Source organism: Pseudoalteromonas sp. CO342X (assembly GCF_004208915.1).
GTDB lineage: Bacteria > Pseudomonadota > Gammaproteobacteria > Enterobacterales > Alteromonadaceae > Pseudoalteromonas > Pseudoalteromonas maricaloris.
Map to the genome: position 1 here is coordinate 100290 of NZ_SGPH01000012.1, position 18967 is coordinate 119256.

21 protein-coding genes are annotated in these 18967 nt (G+C 41.9%); 9 read left to right on the top strand and 12 right to left on the bottom strand.

Features of this window, described 5'->3' with window-relative positions; all coding sequences use genetic code 11:
- Positions 1-52: 52 nt before the first annotated feature.
- From EXT47_RS04320 to EXT47_RS04340, 5 genes are all read right to left on the bottom strand, one after another.
- Positions 53-316, bottom strand: a complete 264-nt coding sequence (locus EXT47_RS04320) for a GrxA family glutaredoxin (RefSeq protein WP_010378880.1) — start codon at positions 314-316, stop codon at positions 53-55.
- 92 nt (positions 317-408) lie between these two features.
- Entirely contained in the window at positions 409-687 is a 279-nt protein-coding gene (locus EXT47_RS04325) for a peptidylprolyl isomerase (protein WP_010378882.1), read from the bottom strand.
- Between the two features lie 60 nt (positions 688-747).
- Positions 748-2811, bottom strand: a complete 2064-nt coding sequence (locus tag EXT47_RS04330) for a TonB-dependent siderophore receptor (protein WP_130125968.1) — start codon at positions 2809-2811, stop codon at positions 748-750.
- 109 nt (positions 2812-2920) lie between these two features.
- Positions 2921-3403 (bottom strand): TlpA disulfide reductase family protein, encoded by a 483-nt coding sequence (locus tag EXT47_RS04335; RefSeq protein WP_069020178.1) that lies wholly within the window; start codon positions 3401-3403, stop codon positions 2921-2923.
- 83 nt (positions 3404-3486) lie between these two features.
- On the bottom strand, positions 3487-5208 hold the full coding sequence (locus EXT47_RS04340) for a lysophospholipid acyltransferase family protein (protein ID WP_039496858.1): 1722 nt from the start codon (positions 5206-5208) through the stop codon (positions 3487-3489).
- A gap of 116 nt (positions 5209-5324) precedes the next feature.
- On the opposite strand from EXT47_RS04340, the gene EXT47_RS04345 reads away from it, so the two are divergent.
- Positions 5325-6251, top strand: coding sequence for a glyoxylate/hydroxypyruvate reductase A (locus tag EXT47_RS04345; RefSeq protein WP_039496859.1), 927 nt, complete (start codon positions 5325-5327; stop codon positions 6249-6251).
- 136 nt (positions 6252-6387) lie between these two features.
- A complete protein-coding gene (locus EXT47_RS24180; protein ID WP_010378895.1) occupies positions 6388-6522 on the top strand; it encodes a hypothetical protein in 135 nt (44 codons plus the stop codon).
- Between the two features lie 28 nt (positions 6523-6550).
- On the opposite strand, the gene smrA is transcribed toward EXT47_RS24180, so the two are convergent.
- Positions 6551-7132 carry a DNA endonuclease SmrA gene (gene smrA / locus EXT47_RS04350; protein WP_039496860.1) on the bottom strand — a complete coding sequence of 194 codons (582 nt, stop codon included), beginning with the start codon at positions 7130-7132 and terminating at the stop codon, positions 6551-6553.
- 91 nt (positions 7133-7223) lie between these two features.
- Positions 7224-7463 (bottom strand): hypothetical protein, encoded by a 240-nt coding sequence (locus EXT47_RS04355; protein WP_010378899.1) that lies wholly within the window; start codon positions 7461-7463, stop codon positions 7224-7226.
- A gap of 360 nt (positions 7464-7823) precedes the next feature.
- Here EXT47_RS04355 and EXT47_RS04360 point away from each other — a divergent pair, with 360 nt between their 5' ends.
- The 6 genes from EXT47_RS04360 (at position 7824) to EXT47_RS04385 (ending at position 15143) form a co-directional block, all read left to right on the top strand.
- A complete protein-coding gene (locus tag EXT47_RS04360; RefSeq protein WP_039496862.1) occupies positions 7824-9434 on the top strand; it encodes a diacylglycerol kinase family protein in 1611 nt (536 codons plus the stop codon).
- Positions 9435-9521: 87 nt separating this feature from the next.
- A complete protein-coding gene (locus EXT47_RS04365; RefSeq protein WP_039496864.1) occupies positions 9522-10925 on the top strand; it encodes a sigma-54 dependent transcriptional regulator in 1404 nt (467 codons plus the stop codon).
- A 16-nt stretch (positions 10926-10941) separates the two neighbouring features.
- A complete protein-coding gene (locus EXT47_RS04370; protein ID WP_010378905.1) occupies positions 10942-11157 on the top strand; it encodes a histidine kinase in 216 nt (71 codons plus the stop codon).
- On the top strand, positions 11154-12638 hold the full coding sequence (locus EXT47_RS04375; protein WP_130125969.1) for a sensor histidine kinase: 1485 nt from the start codon (positions 11154-11156) through the stop codon (positions 12636-12638). Before EXT47_RS04370 ends, EXT47_RS04375 begins: the two co-directional genes overlap by 4 nt.
- Positions 12628-13077, top strand: a complete 450-nt coding sequence (locus EXT47_RS04380; RefSeq protein ID WP_010378908.1) for a response regulator — start codon at positions 12628-12630, stop codon at positions 13075-13077. The genes EXT47_RS04375 and EXT47_RS04380 overlap by 11 nt, the downstream gene beginning before the upstream one ends.
- Before the next feature lie 113 nt (positions 13078-13190).
- The gene (locus EXT47_RS04385) at positions 13191-15143 is read left to right on the top strand and encodes a response regulator (RefSeq protein WP_039496869.1); all 1953 of its coding nucleotides are present in this window, start codon (positions 13191-13193) and stop codon (positions 15141-15143) included.
- A gap of 27 nt (positions 15144-15170) precedes the next feature.
- Here EXT47_RS04385 and EXT47_RS04390 read toward each other — a convergent pair whose 3' ends face one another.
- The 5 genes from EXT47_RS04390 to EXT47_RS04410 all read right to left on the bottom strand — a co-directional run bounded on the left by EXT47_RS04390 (position 15171) and on the right by EXT47_RS04410 (position 17794).
- Positions 15171-15425 (bottom strand): hypothetical protein, encoded by a 255-nt coding sequence (locus tag EXT47_RS04390; RefSeq protein WP_010378914.1) that lies wholly within the window; start codon positions 15423-15425, stop codon positions 15171-15173.
- Positions 15409-15846 carry a phage holin family protein gene (locus EXT47_RS04395; RefSeq protein WP_039496874.1) on the bottom strand — a complete coding sequence of 146 codons (438 nt, stop codon included), beginning with the start codon at positions 15844-15846 and terminating at the stop codon, positions 15409-15411. Before EXT47_RS04395 ends, EXT47_RS04390 begins: the two co-directional genes overlap by 17 nt.
- Positions 15847-15848: 2 nt before the next feature.
- Positions 15849-16178, bottom strand: coding sequence for a hypothetical protein (locus EXT47_RS04400; RefSeq protein WP_130125970.1), 330 nt, complete (start codon positions 16176-16178; stop codon positions 15849-15851).
- Positions 16179-16593: 415 nt separating this feature from the next.
- Positions 16594-17169: an outer membrane beta-barrel protein gene (locus EXT47_RS04405; protein WP_017216222.1), complete on the bottom strand. Its 576-nt coding sequence runs from the start codon at positions 17167-17169 to the stop codon at positions 16594-16596.
- A 61-nt stretch (positions 17170-17230) separates the two neighbouring features.
- Entirely contained in the window at positions 17231-17794 is a 564-nt protein-coding gene (locus EXT47_RS04410; RefSeq protein ID WP_010378923.1) for a BON domain-containing protein, read from the bottom strand.
- Between the two features lie 235 nt (positions 17795-18029).
- Here EXT47_RS04410 and EXT47_RS04415 point away from each other — a divergent pair, with 235 nt between their 5' ends.
- Complete coding sequence (locus EXT47_RS04415; RefSeq protein ID WP_039496878.1) at positions 18030-18914, top strand: mechanosensitive ion channel family protein; 885 nt, start codon at positions 18030-18032, stop codon at positions 18912-18914.
- Positions 18915-18967 lie beyond the last annotated feature (53 nt).

Below are 18967 nucleotides of genomic sequence, written 5' to 3' on the forward strand. Positions count from 1 at the left end.
TTTTATATGTGCCTGATATTGGTTAAAATTTAATCTATATGATTTTGCTAATTTACTGGTAAAGGCCTAAATTTGCTTTTGCATAGGCTTCAAATTCAGTAAAGCCACCAATGTGATCTTGGTCGATAAAAATCTGTGGTACGGTAGGGCAAGGTTTACCCGCTGACTTTTCAAGGTCGGCTTTACTTACGCCTTCCTTGATAATGTCAACATAGCGAAAATTGAAATCATCACGCTCTTGCGTTAAACGCTCAGCCACTTCTTTTGCACGAACACAAAACGGGCAACCTTCACGACCAAAAATAACAGTAAACATATTCTTTCTCCTCTAAATGATTAGCTTCAGTATAGAGGATTAATCATGAAGGTAAATTGAATTAAAATGATGAAATTAATTCAAAAAATCGATTAGCTTCGATAGACGGTTTTGATCAAGTGGAAGCCGAACTTGGTTTTCACTGGGCCGTGCACTTCAAATAGCGGCTTTTTGAATACCACATCGTCAAAGGCCTTCACCATATCCCCTTTATTGAACTCACCAAGGTCGCCGCCGCGCTTTTTGGAAGGACAAAGGGAATGTTGTTTAGCCAATTTGCCAAAGTCAGCACCTTTGGCTAGTTTGGCTTTGATGTCTAAACACTCTTTTTCGGTTTTTACTAAAATATGATAGGCGCACGCTTTAGGCATGAAGGGACTCTCATTATAAAAATAAATGCGATCATGCAGAGCTTGTGCGCCTAAGGCAAGTTAAAATGTTACGCTGAAGCCAATAGAAGGACGCATTTCAAAGTCATCGCTTTCCTCTTCTATATATAAATCATTGATTGATTTGACTCTATCGTAGTCAAGGTCTACATAGGCTGTATTGTCTTGGCCATATGCATTCATTAGCTCCAAGATTAGCTTGCCATCAAGCCCAAATAATTCTGTTTTGCGTTCAAAACGAATATCTAGGCGGTGATAAGTGTCAAAACGCTCTGAGAATGGGTCGCCATACACTGGCAAGTAGCGGTTCGCAAATTCAGGGTTCTCTTTTACACCCACAATTGGGGTATAGGCTTGGCCGCTGCGAGCGGTAAAGTTAAAGCCTCCAGACCATTTTTCACCAAAGTCATAGTGAAACACGGCATTCAGAATAAAAGGGGTATCGGCATAATAGTCACGCTTAATGCCGGTTAGCTCATCCTCACGCTCACTTTTTGCAAGGCTTACAGCAACCCAACCATACCAATCATCGGTTTTGTTTTTGTTAACAATAAAATCAACACCGTAGGCTGTACCGGAAGTCCCATTGATGTAGTTTACTTGAGATAAGGGGGCGCTTTTTGGCAGATCATCCATGGTTTTATAATAGGTCTCGACGGAATATGACCACTCATTTTTCAACTCCTGTTTAAAACCTAAGGTATAGTGAGTTGAACGCTGTGCTTCAAGTTCCGGGTTACCAACAACAGGTAAAATGTATTCAAGATCTTGAATGCGGCTGTAAGTGCCAGCCTTGGCTGAGATCACTGTGTCATCGCTATAGAAGTAATTGAGCGCAAGGCGTGGATGGACAATCGTCTCATCACTGTAGTCATAATATTCACCCACTATTCCTAGTTCACTTTGCCAGTTTGGTGAAAATTGCCAAACGTGATTAACCCCAATAAAGGCAGAATCTGTTCCTGCACTCGATGTGCCCTTAATCCTCTCACCTTTATTTAGATCACAGTCAGGGTCAAACTCGGTGCAAACATAATTAAAAGCGTCGTAGCGGTAGGTAGATTTTTTGTCGTAGTAGCCGGCATCTGCAATGACACGTTGCTCTTTATTTAGCTTATAACTGGCTCGTACTTTATAACTGAGTTGTTCTTCTTCAAAATTTTCAAAGTAGCCATCAGATAAAGTCGCGCGTTGACCGTAGCGCATAGTGGCTTGGTGATTGAGATAACCGACGCCTGCGCGAATATGTAAGTCTTTGGCGTAGTGATCCCACAATATGTTCTGACTATTAAATTTACGAATATAGCGAGCATCGCCCTGATATTCTGGAGTTTTAAGAGCAAGATCTGACGCACCTGAAAACCCAGCCGCAACCGAATCCTCCGCGCCATTGATATTTACCGTTAAGGTATTATTTGCATTGATATCCCACAGCCACTTGGCTTGATAGTCGTGATCATCCGGTGGATCGTTAATGGTGATCCCTGTTGGCTTGCCATCATCGTCCTCAAGTTCCTCGCCATCACTGAAAAACAGCGGTAAGGTACTTTTTCTTGCTGACACATAGAATGCAGAATTTTCAGTTGCTTTACCTTCAACAAAAATACCTGCGTTAAACATGGTTAAATCAAGTGTGGTGGCAATATCTTGGTATTTTGGATTACGCAGCGTGACGTCAAACACGGCACCAGTGGCATTGCTGTAACTGGTACCAAACCCAGCAGAATTTAGCTGAAAATCTTGAATTGTATTGCGGTTGAAAATAGAGCTGCCGAAATCGTGAAAGATATAACCTGCGGGCATAAAGTCCACTTCAAAGATATTGTCGTCAGGAGAAGAGCCTCGCACGGCAGGAGCGCCCATAGAGCCACCCGCAGCAACAACACCAGGTAGAGCAAAAGCAGCCCTGAGTGGGTCGCCCATGGCTCCTGGCATGTCTACGAGTTTTTGTGCATCTTCGGTAATTTCTGAAATAACTGAGCTGCGTTTATAGATAACTTCGATGTGTTCAATTTTCTCCTCATCGGCTAATGCATGATTGGCAAGGGTAGTGCAGAGCACGAGGAGTGAAATTTTACTGAGCGTAAAGCGTGGGGCGTGGCGCATGGTCGGCTTCCTATTCATCCTTTGTTAAGATGTGCGTTAGCCTAAACGAAATAATTGTTGATTAATTTCAGAGAGTCGTAATTAACTGTAAGCGGTTTACTGAGGTTTCTTACAATCTCGCTCTGATCCCTATCTCGGATGAGTAACCAACAGAGCGCTCAGTTATTTTGAAGTCTTCATCAAGTACATAATATGTAGGGTAAGCCTGCACTTTATACGCTTGTGCCGTGCTCTGATTGCCGAGTAATACGGGCATATCTAATTGTAGATCGCTGACAAACTTTGTTACTTCTTCGGTGGAACGATAATCCAACGCAATCGCCACTGCTTTGACTTTGCCTTGCTGATGTAGTTTATCAATATTCGGCATGCTCACTCGACATACGCCGCACCAAGGCGCAAAAAAATACACGATACTTTGTTGACCTTTAAGCTGAATAGACGAATAAGTTTGCTTGGATTGTAAAATGGGCAGGTGAAATGGCGGCGCCGTTTGCTCTCCCGAGTCGGCAAGCATGTTTCTTTCTTGATAGGCTGAGACGGCGAAAAACACCAGCACAATGATGAAAGCTTGGCCAAGTAGCTTGAGCATACAAATGATCCCGTGATAACAGTAAGCAACAATAAAGACCGCAGTGTAGCGATCTTCATTGCAGCGGATCAATGTATTTGAGCTTAACCGTAGGGGTTGTCGCCTAGGTAGCGTTTCGCTTTTTGCTCTTTTAATTTCGCTAAGTCAACGAGTACCAGACCATCGATACAGTTATTAAAGTCGGGATCTATACTAAAGCTCAGAAAGTTCACGCCTTGCTCTTCGCAAAGCTCCGTATATTGCTTAAATAATGTAGGAACTTGAGCACCCATATTAGCAAGAATATGTTTGAGCTCTGCGAAATCTTCTTTGATGTCATCGCCACTGAACATGTGTTGATAACGGTTAAGCTGATCATTACTTAGCTTCATTTCGTTGTTCGGCGTGGCGATACCTGCAAGGTTTGAAAAGTAATGTTGGTAGTGATACACCAACATGGCTTTTGCTTCATCCGGTAACGCGTTTGAGAGGCTGACTGCACCAAACATATAACGGTGTTCTGGGTAGCGCTTTACGAATGCACCGATCCCATACCATAGGTAATCTAGGCTCTTGCGACCCCAGTACTTGGGCTGCACAAAGCTGCGACCAAGTTCGAGGCCTTTTTCAAAGTATGGGGTCATGGCTTCACTGTACGAAAACAAGCTGTCGGTATAAAGCCCGGATTGCCCGTGTTCTTCTATCACTTGCTTGGCACTTGCAAGGCGATAGGCACCCACCAGCTCAAGTTGTTTCGTGTCCCATAACAATAAGTGGTGGTAGTGCATATCGTACTTATCGATATCACGACGGTTACCACTCCCTTCTCCCACGGCCCTAAAGGCAATTTCTCTAAGGCGTCCAAGCTCTCTAAATATCACTGAGCTGCCGGTGTATTGGTAAACGTATATTTGCATGCCATCGGGTGTTTCACCGATACACTCGCACGCTTCCACTGCCTTTTTAAGTTCTTTGCGATTTTCTGGAACTGCAATAGGGGTTTGCGTTTTGAGTGGCAGTGGCTTTTTACTGGCAAGGCGATAAAGTTGCTTGCGAATAAGTGCTACTATCTCTTTGTCTTTTAGGTTATCAATAAGATAAGACTCTGGAGGAATGCTGGCGCCTATTTCAAATTCTAGCGATTTTTGCCTTTGTTTAAACATCTCTTTGACCAATAATAAACTGGCTAAAGGCTTATAAATCATACTGGTGCCGTAAAAGAGCGGACTGTTTTTCGCTTTGATAAAAATGGGTAGAATGGGGCAATTGGCTTTTTTAGCCATTCTTAAAAAGCCAGAGTTCCATTTGCAGTCTTTAATACCGGTTGGGCTTAAGCGAGAAACTTCACCAGCTGGGAAGATAAGTAGCGCCCCTTCCGATTTTAAATGCTTGTGAATGTTTGCCAGCTCTTGCTTTTTACTGGTTCCTGAGAGGTTATCAACAGGCAGTAATAGTGGATGCATTGGCGTAACCGACATCAACATCCGGTTAGCAACAACCTTTAAGTCAGGCCGTACTTGCGCCAGCACTTTGATTAGTGCCAGTGCATCTAAAGAGCCAATAGGGTGGTTTGCGACGATCACCACCGGACCTTCGCTTGGGATATGCTCTATTTGCTTTGGTTTAAAGCGAGCGTCAAAATCTAACTCATCGAGCACTTGTTCAACAAACTCGAGCCCCTGCAAATGGGGGTAGGTGTCAGCAAACGCGACAAACTCTTGCTCATGCAAGAGATAACCAAGCCCTTTTTTTACTAAACCTTTTACCTTTGGGGAGTTTTCAAGTTGTGGAAGATTTGCTTCAATGACTTTATCTACACTGATCATTTTTCATCACCTGTTGGCGCTTTTTTGCAAGAGTAAAAACTATTAATGACAAGCATGTTGCATTGGTATGTCATTTATTTTGCAGTGATAGCGTGTAGCGAGAATAAAGGAACAATATGGCTTTACTTATTTGTGTTACTGGTCGTAATAATGACAAGTTAGTTGCTAAGTTAGCAGCACTGTTGCCGCAGCAAACCTTGCTTGAATGGCCCGTTGATGATGTTAGCTTATTAAAGGAGGTCGAGTTTGTGCTGGCATGGAATGCGCCAGAGACGTTATGGTCACAGCTTCCTAATTTAAAAGTAGTGCATTCCTACGGTGCCGGTGTTGATAGCATTCCGATGCAGCTATTACCACCACATGTAGAAGTTGCGCGTATCGTTGACCCAAATTTAGCGGATGATATGGCTGAATATGTATTAGGCCAACTATTAAGCCATAAGCTTAGAGTTAGAGAGTACGGGGATAACCAATCTCAGCAAATATGGAAGCCAAGGCGCGCAAGAGCAGGTCGCACGGTTGGTATTATGGGGATGGGGCAACTTGGCCTTGCGGTCGCGCATAAGCTACACGTAAATGGATTTAACATCAAAGGTTGGTCCGGCTCTGCAAAACAACTCGACAATATTGAGCACTTCAGTGGGCAAGATGAGCTAGCTGCTTTTCTTTCAGGTATTGATTATCTTGTGTGCCTGCTACCATTGACTGAACATACCAAGGGGATATTGAACGCCAAGCTGTTTGCACTCGCGCCAGATCATTGCGTACTCATTAATGTTGCAAGAGGTGGTCATCTTAACGAGACGGATTTACTCAATGCGCTAGCGGCTGAGACGTTTGGCGGAGCTATTTTAGACGTATTTGACACTGAGCCGCTCCCTACATCACATGCCTTTTGGCAGCAGCCAAACATTAGTATTACTCCCCATGTTGCTGCATTAACCAGTTTAAATACGGCTGCTGAGCAAATTGCTAACAACTATTTAGCCATGCAGGAGGGCAAAACACTTGTTCATTTAGTTCAGAAAAAGCAGGGTTACTAATTGATTACATGGTTGTAATTAACCACAGAGCAAGGTGTAAAGAGAATAGTGTAAACTACTGTATAAAAAAACATCTTGAGTGTTTATGAATGATGCATTAATTTAACAAAAAAACAATAATAAAAAGGTCTAACCCATGAAGCAAAGTCAAGGTGGCGCGAAATTATCACTTGTTGTGGTTTCGGTTATTTTGTTAGGTGTATCGGCTTGGTTTAATCAAGCTAGTGCAAGTGAACTTCAGGGGACGACACCCACCGCAAATAGCAAATAAGCCGAGTGTTACTCGGCTTTTTGTTTTTTTAACGTTTAGCGTGACGCTCTCTATTTTCATGTTTTTTCTCTTCGCTCTTTCTTAGTAGTACGTAAGTAGAGCCGCTACCACCATGGCATTTTAGTGCAGAGTGAAATGCCAACACTTGCGGCATTTCTTGCAGCCATTTATTTGTATAGCTTTTCAGTACAGCGGGAAAGGGTTTACTGTTTAAACCGATACCATGCCTTAATAACAACACTCGGATGCTTTTTGCATGGCAATCGGTAACAAAGTCAAACAAGGCTTTACGGGCATCATGAAAGGGTTTGCCATGTAAGTCTAAGGTAGCATCAACTTGGTATTTACCTAATCTGAGATTTTTGTATACACCATCTTGGACGCCACTTTTTTTATAGGCGAGTAGATCGTGTGGATCTAATAGATCGACGTACTCTGTAGATAAGTAATTAGGATCAAACTCAAGTTCTTGCTCGGCGGCCTCGCGTTTTGCGAGTTGCGAAATAGTAGGTTCGTTTTTGTGACGGCGTAATTCTGCTTTTTTGTCTTGGGCGAGCGGAGTGACGTCGCCCATTGAAGCTAAAAATAGCTCTTCATCAGTCATGGCCATACTGCTTCTCCATTAACAAGCAATGATGGCCATGATTTTAGCGCACCGAAGTGAAATAGGGAACTAGTCGCTGGGAACTAGTCGCTAGGAACTAGTGAACTTCCAGCTGACCAAAGGTATAGACTTTGAATAGATAAAAAGTATTTATCAAAATCAAGCTAAGGTTAGAAATTACACTGGTGTTCATCAGATCAAGGCTAAACGAGATAAAAAGTACGCCACATGCGCACACAGCAGCTACTCTTAGTAGCGTTTTATGGTTAATAAAAAAGGCACCAAAACCTAAAGTAAGTAATATTAAGTTAAGTAGCCAGTCGAGCTCGTTTGCCATTGTCTGTTTGGTTCTCCAAATGCGTTTAAAGGATCGCCATTATGGTGATCATTTATGCTTCATTCAACTGATAAATTTTATGATTTTCACATTAGAAATTTTAATGGATTAATGGTGGCTGAATACTTATGTAGCAGCGCTTGCATAAGTCGTTACAAATACCCAGACGCACTTTTTATTTCTTTGCGAATAGTCTCAGCTATAGTTAAGTATCTTCATGATTATCATAAACAAGTTGATGAATCAGCGCAGATTAAGAAATGCATACCTATACTTACTTACATATGTACAAACCTAAGAGAGTTCCGCATAAGGCGATAATAAAAAGCCGTAGGCGACAAAAATAATTAAGGAAAGGCAATGAAAATGCTCAAGTACTACCTGTTTGCAAGTCTCTGTTTAGCCGCACTTACGATCCACAGTATTGGATCTTGGCTAATGTTGCCGCTTGCGTGGTTTACCGTCTCTATTTCTTTAGTTACTTTTGCTTATGCAACCAACTATCCGCACATATTTAGAAAGCACGGTACAGGCAAAATTCCTTGGTATATAACCTGGCTATTTTGGCCTTACTTAGGCTGTGTACATTTATACAATGCAATTGAAAGAGGTAGAGATGTTGTTGATGCATTTCAGCCGCTTACAGATAATTTATTTGTTGCTTGTCGGTTATTTCCAAGCGATGTGGATATGCTTAAGGCGGAAGGGATTGAAGCTATTTTAGACGTAACTGCGGAGTTTGATGGGTTAAACTGGTCTGCAGAACAACAAGGTTTACATTACCTCAATATTCCAGTGTTAGATCATCAAGCGCCTACCTCAGAGCAACTAGCGCATGGTATGGCATGGATAGCGGCGCAGCACGAGCTAAAGCGAAAGGTTGTGGTGCATTGTGCGTTAGGTCGAGGACGCTCAGTGTTCTTTTGTACTGCTTATTTACTCGCGACCAACCCCGATTATACCGTCCGAGAAGCACTCGAAAAAATTCAAAACCGCCGTGAAACGGCAAGGTTAAACAAGCATCAGCTAAAAGGGCTGACAAAGCTACATCACAGTCAAAACTTTACCCATAGTGAGCAGGCGGCGTTAGTTATTAACCCTGTATCAGGATCAGGTAAATGGTTTACCTATGAAAATGACATTGTGGGTATGCTGACGGAAAAATATAACTTATCGATTCACTTTACAGAGAAAGAGACAGATGTTGCAGCTTTGGCTAAACAGATCATGTCTGATAAACAGCCAAATATCATCATCGCAGGGGGCGGTGATGGCACATTAGCAAGTGTTGCTCATGGTGTTCATCAACACGATGTACTGTTTGGTATATTGCCTTTAGGTACTGCAAATTCCTTAGCGACCGTGTTACTCGGTTCATTGTCAAAAATAGATCCCATTAACCGTGCCTGTGAAGCAATTTTAGCGGGTAAAACTAAGCCTATTGATATAATGAACTGTAATGGCCGCACCGCGCTTTTAGCGGCAGCCGTTGGCTTTGGTCAGGAAATGATAGAAAAGGCTGGGCGTGAAGAAAAGAATAACTCGGGGCAATTAGCCTATATTCGAGGCCTTTGGCAGGCGGTAAGTGAGAATAAGCCCCTTAATTTTAGAGTGAGCTTTGATGGCGCTGAGCAATCTCAAATAGAATGTGTTAGTCTGGTTGTAGCGAATGCAGCACCAAAAACCACAATTCTTGCTCAAGGTCATGGAGAGCCAATCTATGACGATGGCAAACTAGATATTACGATTTTACCGGTTGAGCCGGATGGTGCGCAGAATCTTACGGTAGCCGAACTTATTTTACCTAAATTAGACGGCAAACCTTCTAATATTCGCACCGAGCAGTGCGAAAAGATAAACATAGAATTTGAGCAAGAACAACACTTTGCACTAGATGGTGAAGTGCTTAGTGCAAAAAGTATTGAAATAGTGATCCAGAAACACGCACTGAACGTAATGGTTCCGAATTAGGTATTTCTCGGTCATTCATTAGTGTGTAGTGTGTGAGATAAAAATCAAAAGTGGAAACACTATTGGAGTATTGAGAGAGGGACTCAATTGAAAACCGTTTTATTAGTAGATGATGATCATGATTTTGCAGAGCTGGCCTGTCGCATTGTCGAATACTTAGGCCATGACGCGTGTTTAGCGAATGACTTAGCGTCGGCCAGACAATGGCTAGAAACACAAAGTTTTGATCATATCTTTCTTGATTTTATGCTGCCAGATGGCAGTGGTTTACATTTAGTTGATGAAATCAGAGCAGCAGGGATCCGTACACCAATAACTATGGTTACGGGACATCCATCAGTAAAGTCAGCATTGTCGCAGCTTTGTCATGATGGGTTAAATTATCTCACTAAACCAGTTGATGCAGACGATTTTAGAAACGCATTAAGCCCTTCTAAGAACAAAGCCAAGCGAACCGAGAGTCAAGCACATTTTGGTGTGTTGCTGGGCGAGTCTACCAAAATGAAACATCTATATAAGATGATAGAGCGCGTTGCGGGTACTGATGCTAATGTGATGTTGATGGGGGAAAGCGGTGTAGGTAAAGAAATGTTTGCCCGCGCAATTCACAATGCCAGCACAGTGACAGGGGACTTGGTTAACGTAAACTGTGGTGCAATTCCGAAAGACTTGATCGGTAGCGAACTATTCGGTCACGAAAAAGGCGCGTTTACGGGAGCAAATGCTCAAAAAGTCGGAGTATTTGAACAAGCAGAAAATGGCACTTTGTTTTTAGATGAATTAACCGAAATGCCAATAGAGCAACAGCCAAACTTGTTACGTGTACTTGAAACGCATACGGTGACACGGGTCGGTGGCACAAAGCCGATAAAAGTAAACTGTCGGGTAATATCAGCGACTAACCGTAGCGTTGAAGATATTGCTACCAATGATGTACTGCGAGAAGACATTTATTTCCGATTGGCGGTATTTCCAATCCATATTCCACCGCTGAGAGAGAGAAAAGAAGACATTCCATTACTCGCCGAGCATTTTCTCCAGGGTTTGAATAAAAAAGGTAATAGTCAGTATGTAATTAAGGCGGCAGATATGAGCCGCTTGGTTGAATATGATTGGCCCGGTAATGTACGTGAACTCAAACACACAATCCATCGTGCCTATATTATGGCGGATCACGATGACCATAGCTTAGTATTTGATGCGAACTTCGCCTCACCATTCGCACAGGCGAAACGCATGGTGGAGCATGCGCAGTTAAATCGCGCTTCAATTCCACCACAGGTGGGCACGTCAAGCAGAGCAAATGCGATTCAAGTACCAACGCCTGAAATGAAGCCAGGTAAAACGATTGAAGAAGTAGAAAGAGAATTGATCTATCAAACGTTAGAATCAGTAGAAGGAAATAAGACGCTGGCCGCGCGAATGCTTGGGATCAGTACAAAAACGCTCTACAACCGTTTAAACGCTTATGAGGGAGAAACACAGTCATAATTTCGGGGGAGGAACAATGACACAACATGATCAAGGTACGCTCGCGAAGTTAGTGCATGACGCACGCAAGCCTTTGAATCAAATTTCAATGAATTCAGAGTTGATCAAACTTATCGCTGAACAACCTGATTCTCAACAACAGATAATCGAGATAGCAAATACGATTATTAAAGCAACCAAAGAGTGTAGCGAGCTGTTACAGACGCTGGTGGAGCAAGGAAATGATGAGTGAACAATGAGTCCAAGTTTAGTTATTTTATGAACTTAAGTAATAAACTTAACTTTATCTGGTTTGCGGTTGTTGTGAGTGTTGGCCTTGTAGCGTCCAATGCCCTAATCGGTTTTAACAATGTTAAAGAATTAAACCAAGTTCAAGAGAGTATCCGAAACACCAGCGAAGTAATGATGTCTCTGGATCAGCTGCATATTGCGATGTTAAATGCGGAGGCAGGACAACGAGCATTTTTAATCTCAAATAAAGAAAGCGATTTAGCACCTTTTATAAAAGCATTGCAAAACCTTGATGAGAGCATAGCTAAAGTTGGTCAGAATCACTCTGAAAGCGATGTACAGCAGCAAAAAATTAATCGTTATATCGAAGGGGTAAAAGCGCGATTTAAAACTTTGCAAAGTACGGTGATTGTTGCACGTAATACCGATACAGGTAATGAAGCTTTATTACTTGACCGAGCTGCGGATTCTGGAGGGGATCTACGAGAAGAGTTCACTCAGATCATGGCCGCAGAAGTGGACATCCGGACTATTCAGCTGAATCAGTTAAAACGTGTCCGCAAAGAAGCGCAAGTTAATATCGTTGTATTTACTTTGCTGAGCGCCGTGATGATTTTTGCTATTTTGCTACTTTTGGTCGTCAATCTACGCAGCGCAAAGAAAGCAAAGAGCGAGTTAGAAAAAGCAAACGATCATTTAGAAGAAAAGGTGCAAGCGCGTACCGAAGCACTAGAACATTACGCTGAAGAGCTAAATCGTAGCAACCGAGAGCTCGAAGACTTTGCGTTTGTTGCCTCTCACGACCTGCAAGAACCACTAAGAAAGATCCGCGCTTTTGGTGATCGCATCGAAAAGAATTATAGCGAGCACCTTGATGACAAGGGCAAGGATTATTTGGCTCGAATGACGAGTGCCGCACAGCGGATGTCAACGCTTATCACTGACTTGCTTGAGTTATCCCGAGTTACCACCAGAGCAAAGCCTTTTGAAGAACAGGATCTCAACCAAGTTTTACAGTTTGTGTTGGACGATTTAGAAATTGCAGTTCATGACAGTAGTGCGAGCGTGAACTCGGACGTGTTACCGACAATAAAATGTGATGCTAGTCAAATACACCAGCTGTTTTTAAATCTACTTTCCAATGCTATTAAATTCAGAGTAGAAGGGCGCGATCCGATTATTACAATCGCGGTTGAAAGCAGCCAATTGATGAGTCAAGATGCTTATACTTTTGTGGTAGAAGATAATGGCGTTGGCTTTGATGCTGAATATGCTGAGAAAATATTCTCGCCTTTTCAACGACTACATGACAGAAAAAAATATGCTGGTACTGGCATTGGTTTAACCGTGTGTAGACGCATTGTTGAGCGACACGGCGGAACGATTTCAGCGACCAGTGAAGATGGTAAAGGTGCTAAATTCACGATCACATTACTCGCTGAACCAACACCAATTATTCAGGAACTGAAGAATGAACTATAAAAAAACTCAGCCAATCCATATTTTGATGGCGGATGATGACGAAGATGATCGCTTGTTGGCTCAAGACGCTTTAGAAGAAAGCCGAGTACTCAATGCATTTCAGTTTGTTAAGGACGGGGTTGAGCTTTTGGAATATTTGAGAAATGAGGGAGAGTTTACTGATAAACAACGATATCCAAGACCGAACCTCATTTTACTTGACCTGAATATGCCAAGAATGGATGGTAGAGAAGCGTTACAAGAAATCAAAAAAGATCCAATACTACGTTCTATACCCGTGGTTATCTTAACTACTTCCAAAGAGGAAGAAGACAAACTGAGAGGGTATGACTCAGGCGCTGCATCTTATATTACTAAGCCCGTGGATTTTGATGGTTTAGTTGATTTGATGAAACATTTAGGCAAGTACTGGATTGAAATAGTAGAGCTGCCAAATTAATCCCATAGCGCTTGTGCAAACAAGCGCTACCTCACCGCAAGTCGTCCTATACTTGTTTCAACATAACGTGACGACCCAAACGAATTAATATCACTTCATTTGTGGAGGCTAGTATGACAAAGGAGTCGGTCAGTGAAGTCAATGTGCTGCTCATTGAAGATGACGAAGACGATTATATTTTAACCTTAGATTATTTACAGTCTATTCCTAACTTTAAATTTAATCTCGTTTGGCAAAGCCAATACCATCAAGCGCTAGAAGCACTGGAGAGTAATGGCTTCGATCTCTGCTTATTGGATTATCAATTAGGCCCACAAACCGGTTTGAGCGTGTTAAAAGAAGCCAGAGCAAGACAGGTTCATACGCCGATAATCATGCTGACGGGGCAATCAGATGAAGTGTTAGATAACGAAGCCCTAAAAGCGGGTGCTGAAGACTTCGTGCTTAAGTCAGAAATAAGCAGCGCTCGATTTATTCGTTCCATTCGCTATGCTTTGGCACGCAAAGAACTTGAACGTGAACGCCTGGAGCGATTGCGAGTCGAGTCTGACAGTCGAGCAAAAGACCGCTTTTTGGCACATTTAAGCCATGAGTTGAGAACGCCGTTAACGTCTATTCTAGGTTACACCAATCTCCTCTTATCTCGGGAAGAGTTGCAGAATGTTAAGCCTGAGCTTTCTATAATCAATAACAATAGCGAGCACTTACTTAATTTATTAAATGATGTACTCGACCTATCCAAGCTAAATGAAAATCGGTTACAGCTAAATAAACAAAGCACGTGTTTGAATAGCTTTCTAAGTGATTTATATAGTCTGTTTAAAATGGCCGCAGCCAAGAAAGGCTTGAGTTTTAGCATTGAAGCTAAAACACCACTTCCTCAAGATGTAAAGGTTGATAAAACACGACTAAAACAGGTACTTATCAACATTATTTATAATGCAATTAAGTTCACAAGCTCCGGTTTCGTGAAGGTTGAGATCACGTTACAAGCTGATGCAAAACTTGAGTTCAAGGTGATTGATACAGGTATTGGTATTCCTTGCGAGAAGCTTAAACGTATATTTAAACCTTTTGAACAAGTACAAAACGTCACAACGCGCACGGATGAAGGTGCTGGTCTTGGTTTAGCTATTAGCTCTGCACTCATTAAACTGATGGGAGGCGAGCTTGCGGTTGAGTCAACCTTGGGAGAGGGGAGTGAGTTTGGTTTTAGTATTGATCTTGGTGCTATCGATGAAATGACTCTGGCGCCATTGATGCTAGATAAAACCCAAAATGCGACCGATAACTCGCTTCCATCTGATTTGCAAGGGCATATCCTTATCGTTGAAGACATTAGTGAGATCCAGATGTTGTTGCGCACCCTGATTGGTCAAACCGGCGCAACCGCTGAAATTGCGGGCGATGGCATTGAAGCGCTTGCGATGCTTAAGGATGATCCAGATAAGTATGACTTAGTCTTTATGGACTTGCACATGCCAAGAATGGATGGTCGAGACACTATTGTTGCGCTCAGAGAGCGTGGTATTGACTTACCTGTTGTCGCACTAACAGCGGCCGCTCAAAAAGGCACAAAAGAAGAATTAATGGCGCTTGGCTTTAGCGATATGATGAGCAAGCCTGTTAATGTCTCTGAGTTAGGAGAATATTTAGCTCACTACTTGAGTGACGAGTTGGCAACATCTAGCGATGATGTGGCGCAAACTACCGGTACTTTGCGGTTTTTAGTGGTAGAAGACGACGCAGATACACGCAACCTGCTTAAGCTGTTACTTAATTCACTGCAAGTGAATGTGGTTACGGCAGAGTGCGCGCAAACTTGTTGGCAGCATTTTGTTGGTCCTGAGCGCTTTGACACGATTTTACTGGATATAGGTCTGCCCGATAAGTCTGGGCTTACGCTTGCGCGAGAGATTAAAGCACAAGATCCTAATCAGCATATCGTGATTGCAAGTGGTTTTGATCCAGAGCCGGAAAAATTGGCCGAGTCACAAGTAGATGACGTGTTGTTAAAGCCTATAACACTGGTGGATCTGAAAGAAATTAAAGAAAAGCTGGTTTAGATAAGAACCAAAGAATAGCGCAAGGAATTAAATGATACCTTGCGCTATTCTTTGTAGAAGTACGATTTTTCTTAGTGCACCAAACTTGCCATATTTAGCGCTGAGTGCGCCAAACATAAACATGAAGCCCAACCCTTGAGGAGAGCTAATCGCGCCGGTAAATACTTTTTTGGCTTTCACTTGGGTAAGGTGATTAAAATGTCTAGCGGTAATGAGCTTTTTCTTCTCTATCACCACTTCTTGGTGCAACTTATCAGTGATGAATTCAGCGAGCTTCGTCATTACTGGCCTCCTGCTTCGCAACTGAAGTATAAAACCCAGACGTCAGGTCATTTATGCTGTTATTAAAGAGCTTTAGCCCGGTGACGATCAGGTAATAAATCATTGCGATATTGATAGTAAGTACAATACCGGCAGAAATAAACCAGCTTAGGCCTGCGTAGGTTAAGGCGTAAGCAAATAACACATGCAAGCTGCCCCATACCATTGCCGTTAAAATTAAAGAAAACAGAATTAACCCGAGCGCGATACATAAAGTTTTTAAATTAGCTCTGAACTTCGCACCTAATAGGTTAATTTGTGCTTCAGCGATTTGCTGATAACTGTCGAATAATAGAGACACAGAATCTTTAAGCTCAGCGAGCGCTGGTGTGCGCTCGTGAGCTGCTGCTTGACGGTCTCTTACTTGAGCTTGGTCTTGCATGATTACTTATTCCTTAACAGCATAGTTGCCAACATACCGAGTGAAAATGCGATACCAGCCGTTTTTACTGGGTTTTCCGTTGCATACTTTTTCACACCAGATGTATTCCACGCACGTTCCCACTCTTTACGCTTGGCACCAATGGCTTCGCTTGAGTTATGACCTTTTTCACGCAGCGAGGTTTCAGTGCGAGATGCTGAAGCGTGCAGTGAATCTACTGACGCATGTAATGTATCTGCAATTTGATCCGTAACTGGGTGACTAGAATCATGGCCATTTGACTGTGGTTTTGCTGTGTTACTTGTCTGTGTTTGGTTTGCTTGGTTACTCATAAACTACTCCTTATTCGTTTAGTTCACTGTATTCGTTGCAAACCCTTTGCCAACTTAAAAGTTTAGTAATATCAGTCTATTAGATTTATCTCATGTTTTGTGTCGGTAGATGCGATACGAAGGGTGTAAATGTTACATAGCAGAACCTACAGGGTGTAGAGTTTAAAAAAAGTGACAGGTTTTATTTCTAGCTGTGAATGGCAAATATTACATCTAGAGTTTTTCTATCTTTAAATGCTGTTTTCTGCAAACAAAGGAATCGCGAGAAAGCACTCACATTATTCAATATGAGAGCCATACGCTGAAAACAAAAAAGGCGCTACCAAGTGGTAGCGCCAAAACCAGACTCTTGTGAAAGAGCCAGGACTGAGTCAAAGGGGAAATAATTGGGAGGCTATAAAGCCAAAATTACTGTTTAAAATTGATACTCGATTGAGACTGCTGCTACGTCCATATCTGGGTCGATATCGTCCTCAAGTTCGTAGCGCGTATATTCTAAACGCATGTTAATGTTTTCGTTTAGGTGGAACTCTACACCAGCACCATAAAGCCAGTCGCCACCTTCAAGGTTAGATGAAACACGACCTACAGCTGGAATATCAGCATAGATATCTGCATCCCATTCAAGCCAACCACCTTTTGCGTAAACTGAAAAGTATTCGTTTAATGGGGCTGAGAGACGTGTAGATAAAGAAATACCGTCGATTTCAGCAGAGTTGTCAATGTCACTTGCTTCGTCGAAGTTTTCATAGGCAAGTTCAAAGCTCCAATATGGATTGATTTTTGTACCTACATACGCTTTTAACATAGACGAGTCATCGTCGAACGAGGTGTCGTTCTCACGATCTTCCCACTGAAAAGAGTATTGGCCGTAACCGATACCTGTATAAATTTTATAATCTTCTAGTCCAAAATCAGACTCCGCGTGAGCAGCGGTAGATGCAAGACCTAGAGAAGCTAGTAGCGCAGCGGCAATAGTTAATTGTTTCATCTTTACTCCTTAAATCAATATAAATATGGGAGGGGGGAGTGCCCCCTCAAATCAAAATTGCTTATGATTTTTTAGTAACGCGAAGGTTATCTTTTACATCTTTAACGTCATTGGCGTTTTTCGCGATTTGCACAGCAAGTTTGCGCTCAGCTTCGCTACCAACATGGCCGTTTAGTGTTACGACTAAACCTTCCACATCAACATCGATGTCAGTACCATCTACATCTGTGTCAAACAGGTAGCGAGACTTAATTACTGTTGCGATTTTTGCGTCAGTAAAGCCGCTATCGCTTTCGTAGTTACGCTCTTTTTTGCGTTCATCTGACATATCAACGATAGTCAGGTCGTTTTTCACTTCTTTTACGCCATCGATACCTAGTACCAGCTCTTCAGCTAGCTTTTTGTCTACTGAGTGTTCAACTTTACCAGTTAGCACTACAACGCCATTTTTTACATCTGTGTTAATGTCAAAATTGTTCAGCTCACCGTTGAAAAGTAGCGTCGCTTCTGCTTTACCGTCTATCCAAGCATCGCTTGCTTCTTTTTCCCAAGAATTATCAGCAGCAAAAGCTGAAGCAGTAGTAAGTGAAGATACAAGTACAGTTGCAATTAATGTCTTTTTCATAATTAAACTCCTTTAATTTCGTAGTCGAATTACCTACTGCAGTTGTTGTGCCATGTTGTAAATTGCTGAATTTTATATATTTTTATTTTATGGGTAAGTTTTAAGGAAGAATTTACCGAGAAAATGTTTACATTACTTTGTAATAATTACCTTTTTCATGAACGGCTAATTAATATCAGTAGGAATGATTACTGCATTCGAACGTTGTTGCGTACTTATATAGGAGTTAGTAATTATGAATTTAGAAAAGTTTTGGACGTTAATTAATGATAAGTTAATCTCTTGGCTTGAATCCGGTGTGCAGTTACTACCGAATATGATCCTAGCCTTAATGATACTAATATTCTTTACAATGTTGGCTAAAATATCATCTATTTGGTTTTCTAAAGCGATTAAAAAAGCAATAAAGACAGAACAAGTTGCTTCTCTTATTAGTTCCATATTTAAAGTCTCTATTATTGCCATTGGGATTTTCTTCGCTTTAGATATAGTAAAACTATCAGGTGCCGTAATGTCATTGTTGGCTGGGGCGGGGATCATTGGCCTTGCTATTGGCTTTGCATTCCAAGACATGACTGAAAACCTCATCGCTGGATTTGTGATGGGAGTCAGAAAGCCCTTTATGGTCGGTGACATTATCAGAACCAAGGATTGCTTTGGCACGGTAAGCAAAATCAATTTGAGAAATACCTTGGTAGAAAATTTTTACGGCCAGCTGTCTTATATTCCCAACAAAATTCTCTTTAAGAATGAGTTACAAAACTACACTAAGCTTGGTAAGCGAAGGATAGAAGTACCAGTTGGTATCTCATATGCGGATGACCCAGAACAAGCCCGCGAGGTGATTGTTGAGGCCATTAATAAGCTTGATTTCGTAGTAAACCAAAAAGAAACGGATGTCTATGCAGAGTCTTTTGGTGATAGTTCTATTAATCTATTAGTGTGGTTTTGGATAGACTACCCAGCGGATCCCGGCTTTATGGTGGTCAGGCACCAAGCAATTTGTACAATTAGCCGTGTTTTAGCTGATAACGATATCTTAATTCCTTTCCCTATTAGGACGATGGATTTCAATGCAAAAGGCAGTACGACCTTAAGTGCGCAATTATCACAGGAATAATTTACATCTAGTTTGTAATATTTTCACCGCTCTGAAAGTTCTTATATTAAAAA

Coding starts and splice junctions, on each gene's coding strand:
- EXT47_RS04320 (WP_010378880.1), bottom strand. CDS start 316: ATGTTTACTGTTATTTTTGGTCGTGAAGGTTGCCCGTTTTGTGTTCGT.
- EXT47_RS04325 (WP_010378882.1), bottom strand. CDS start 687: ATGCCTAAAGCGTGCGCCTATCATATTTTAGTAAAAACCGAAAAAGAG.
- EXT47_RS04330 (WP_130125968.1), bottom strand. CDS start 2,811: ATGCGCCACGCCCCACGCTTTACGCTCAGTAAAATTTCACTCCTCGTG.
- EXT47_RS04335 (WP_069020178.1), bottom strand. CDS start 3,403: ATGCTCAAGCTACTTGGCCAAGCTTTCATCATTGTGCTGGTGTTTTTC.
- EXT47_RS04340 (WP_039496858.1), bottom strand. CDS start 5,208: ATGATCAGTGTAGATAAAGTCATTGAAGCAAATCTTCCACAACTTGAA.
- EXT47_RS04345 (WP_039496859.1), top strand. CDS start 5,325: ATGGCTTTACTTATTTGTGTTACTGGTCGTAATAATGACAAGTTAGTT.
- EXT47_RS24180 (WP_010378895.1), top strand. CDS start 6,388: ATGAAGCAAAGTCAAGGTGGCGCGAAATTATCACTTGTTGTGGTTTCG.
- smrA (WP_039496860.1), bottom strand. CDS start 7,132: ATGGCCATGACTGATGAAGAGCTATTTTTAGCTTCAATGGGCGACGTC.
- EXT47_RS04355 (WP_010378899.1), bottom strand. CDS start 7,463: ATGGCAAACGAGCTCGACTGGCTACTTAACTTAATATTACTTACTTTA.
- EXT47_RS04360 (WP_039496862.1), top strand. CDS start 7,824: ATGAAAATGCTCAAGTACTACCTGTTTGCAAGTCTCTGTTTAGCCGCA.
- EXT47_RS04370 (WP_010378905.1), top strand. CDS start 10,942: ATGACACAACATGATCAAGGTACGCTCGCGAAGTTAGTGCATGACGCA.
- EXT47_RS04380 (WP_010378908.1), top strand. CDS start 12,628: ATGAACTATAAAAAAACTCAGCCAATCCATATTTTGATGGCGGATGAT.
- EXT47_RS04385 (WP_039496869.1), top strand. CDS start 13,191: ATGACAAAGGAGTCGGTCAGTGAAGTCAATGTGCTGCTCATTGAAGAT.
- EXT47_RS04390 (WP_010378914.1), bottom strand. CDS start 15,425: ATGACGAAGCTCGCTGAATTCATCACTGATAAGTTGCACCAAGAAGTG.
- EXT47_RS04395 (WP_039496874.1), bottom strand. CDS start 15,846: ATGCAAGACCAAGCTCAAGTAAGAGACCGTCAAGCAGCAGCTCACGAG.
- EXT47_RS04400 (WP_130125970.1), bottom strand. CDS start 16,178: ATGAGTAACCAAGCAAACCAAACACAGACAAGTAACACAGCAAAACCA.
- EXT47_RS04405 (WP_017216222.1), bottom strand. CDS start 17,169: ATGAAACAATTAACTATTGCCGCTGCGCTACTAGCTTCTCTAGGTCTT.
- EXT47_RS04410 (WP_010378923.1), bottom strand. CDS start 17,794: ATGAAAAAGACATTAATTGCAACTGTACTTGTATCTTCACTTACTACT.
- EXT47_RS04415 (WP_039496878.1), top strand. CDS start 18,030: ATGAATTTAGAAAAGTTTTGGACGTTAATTAATGATAAGTTAATCTCT.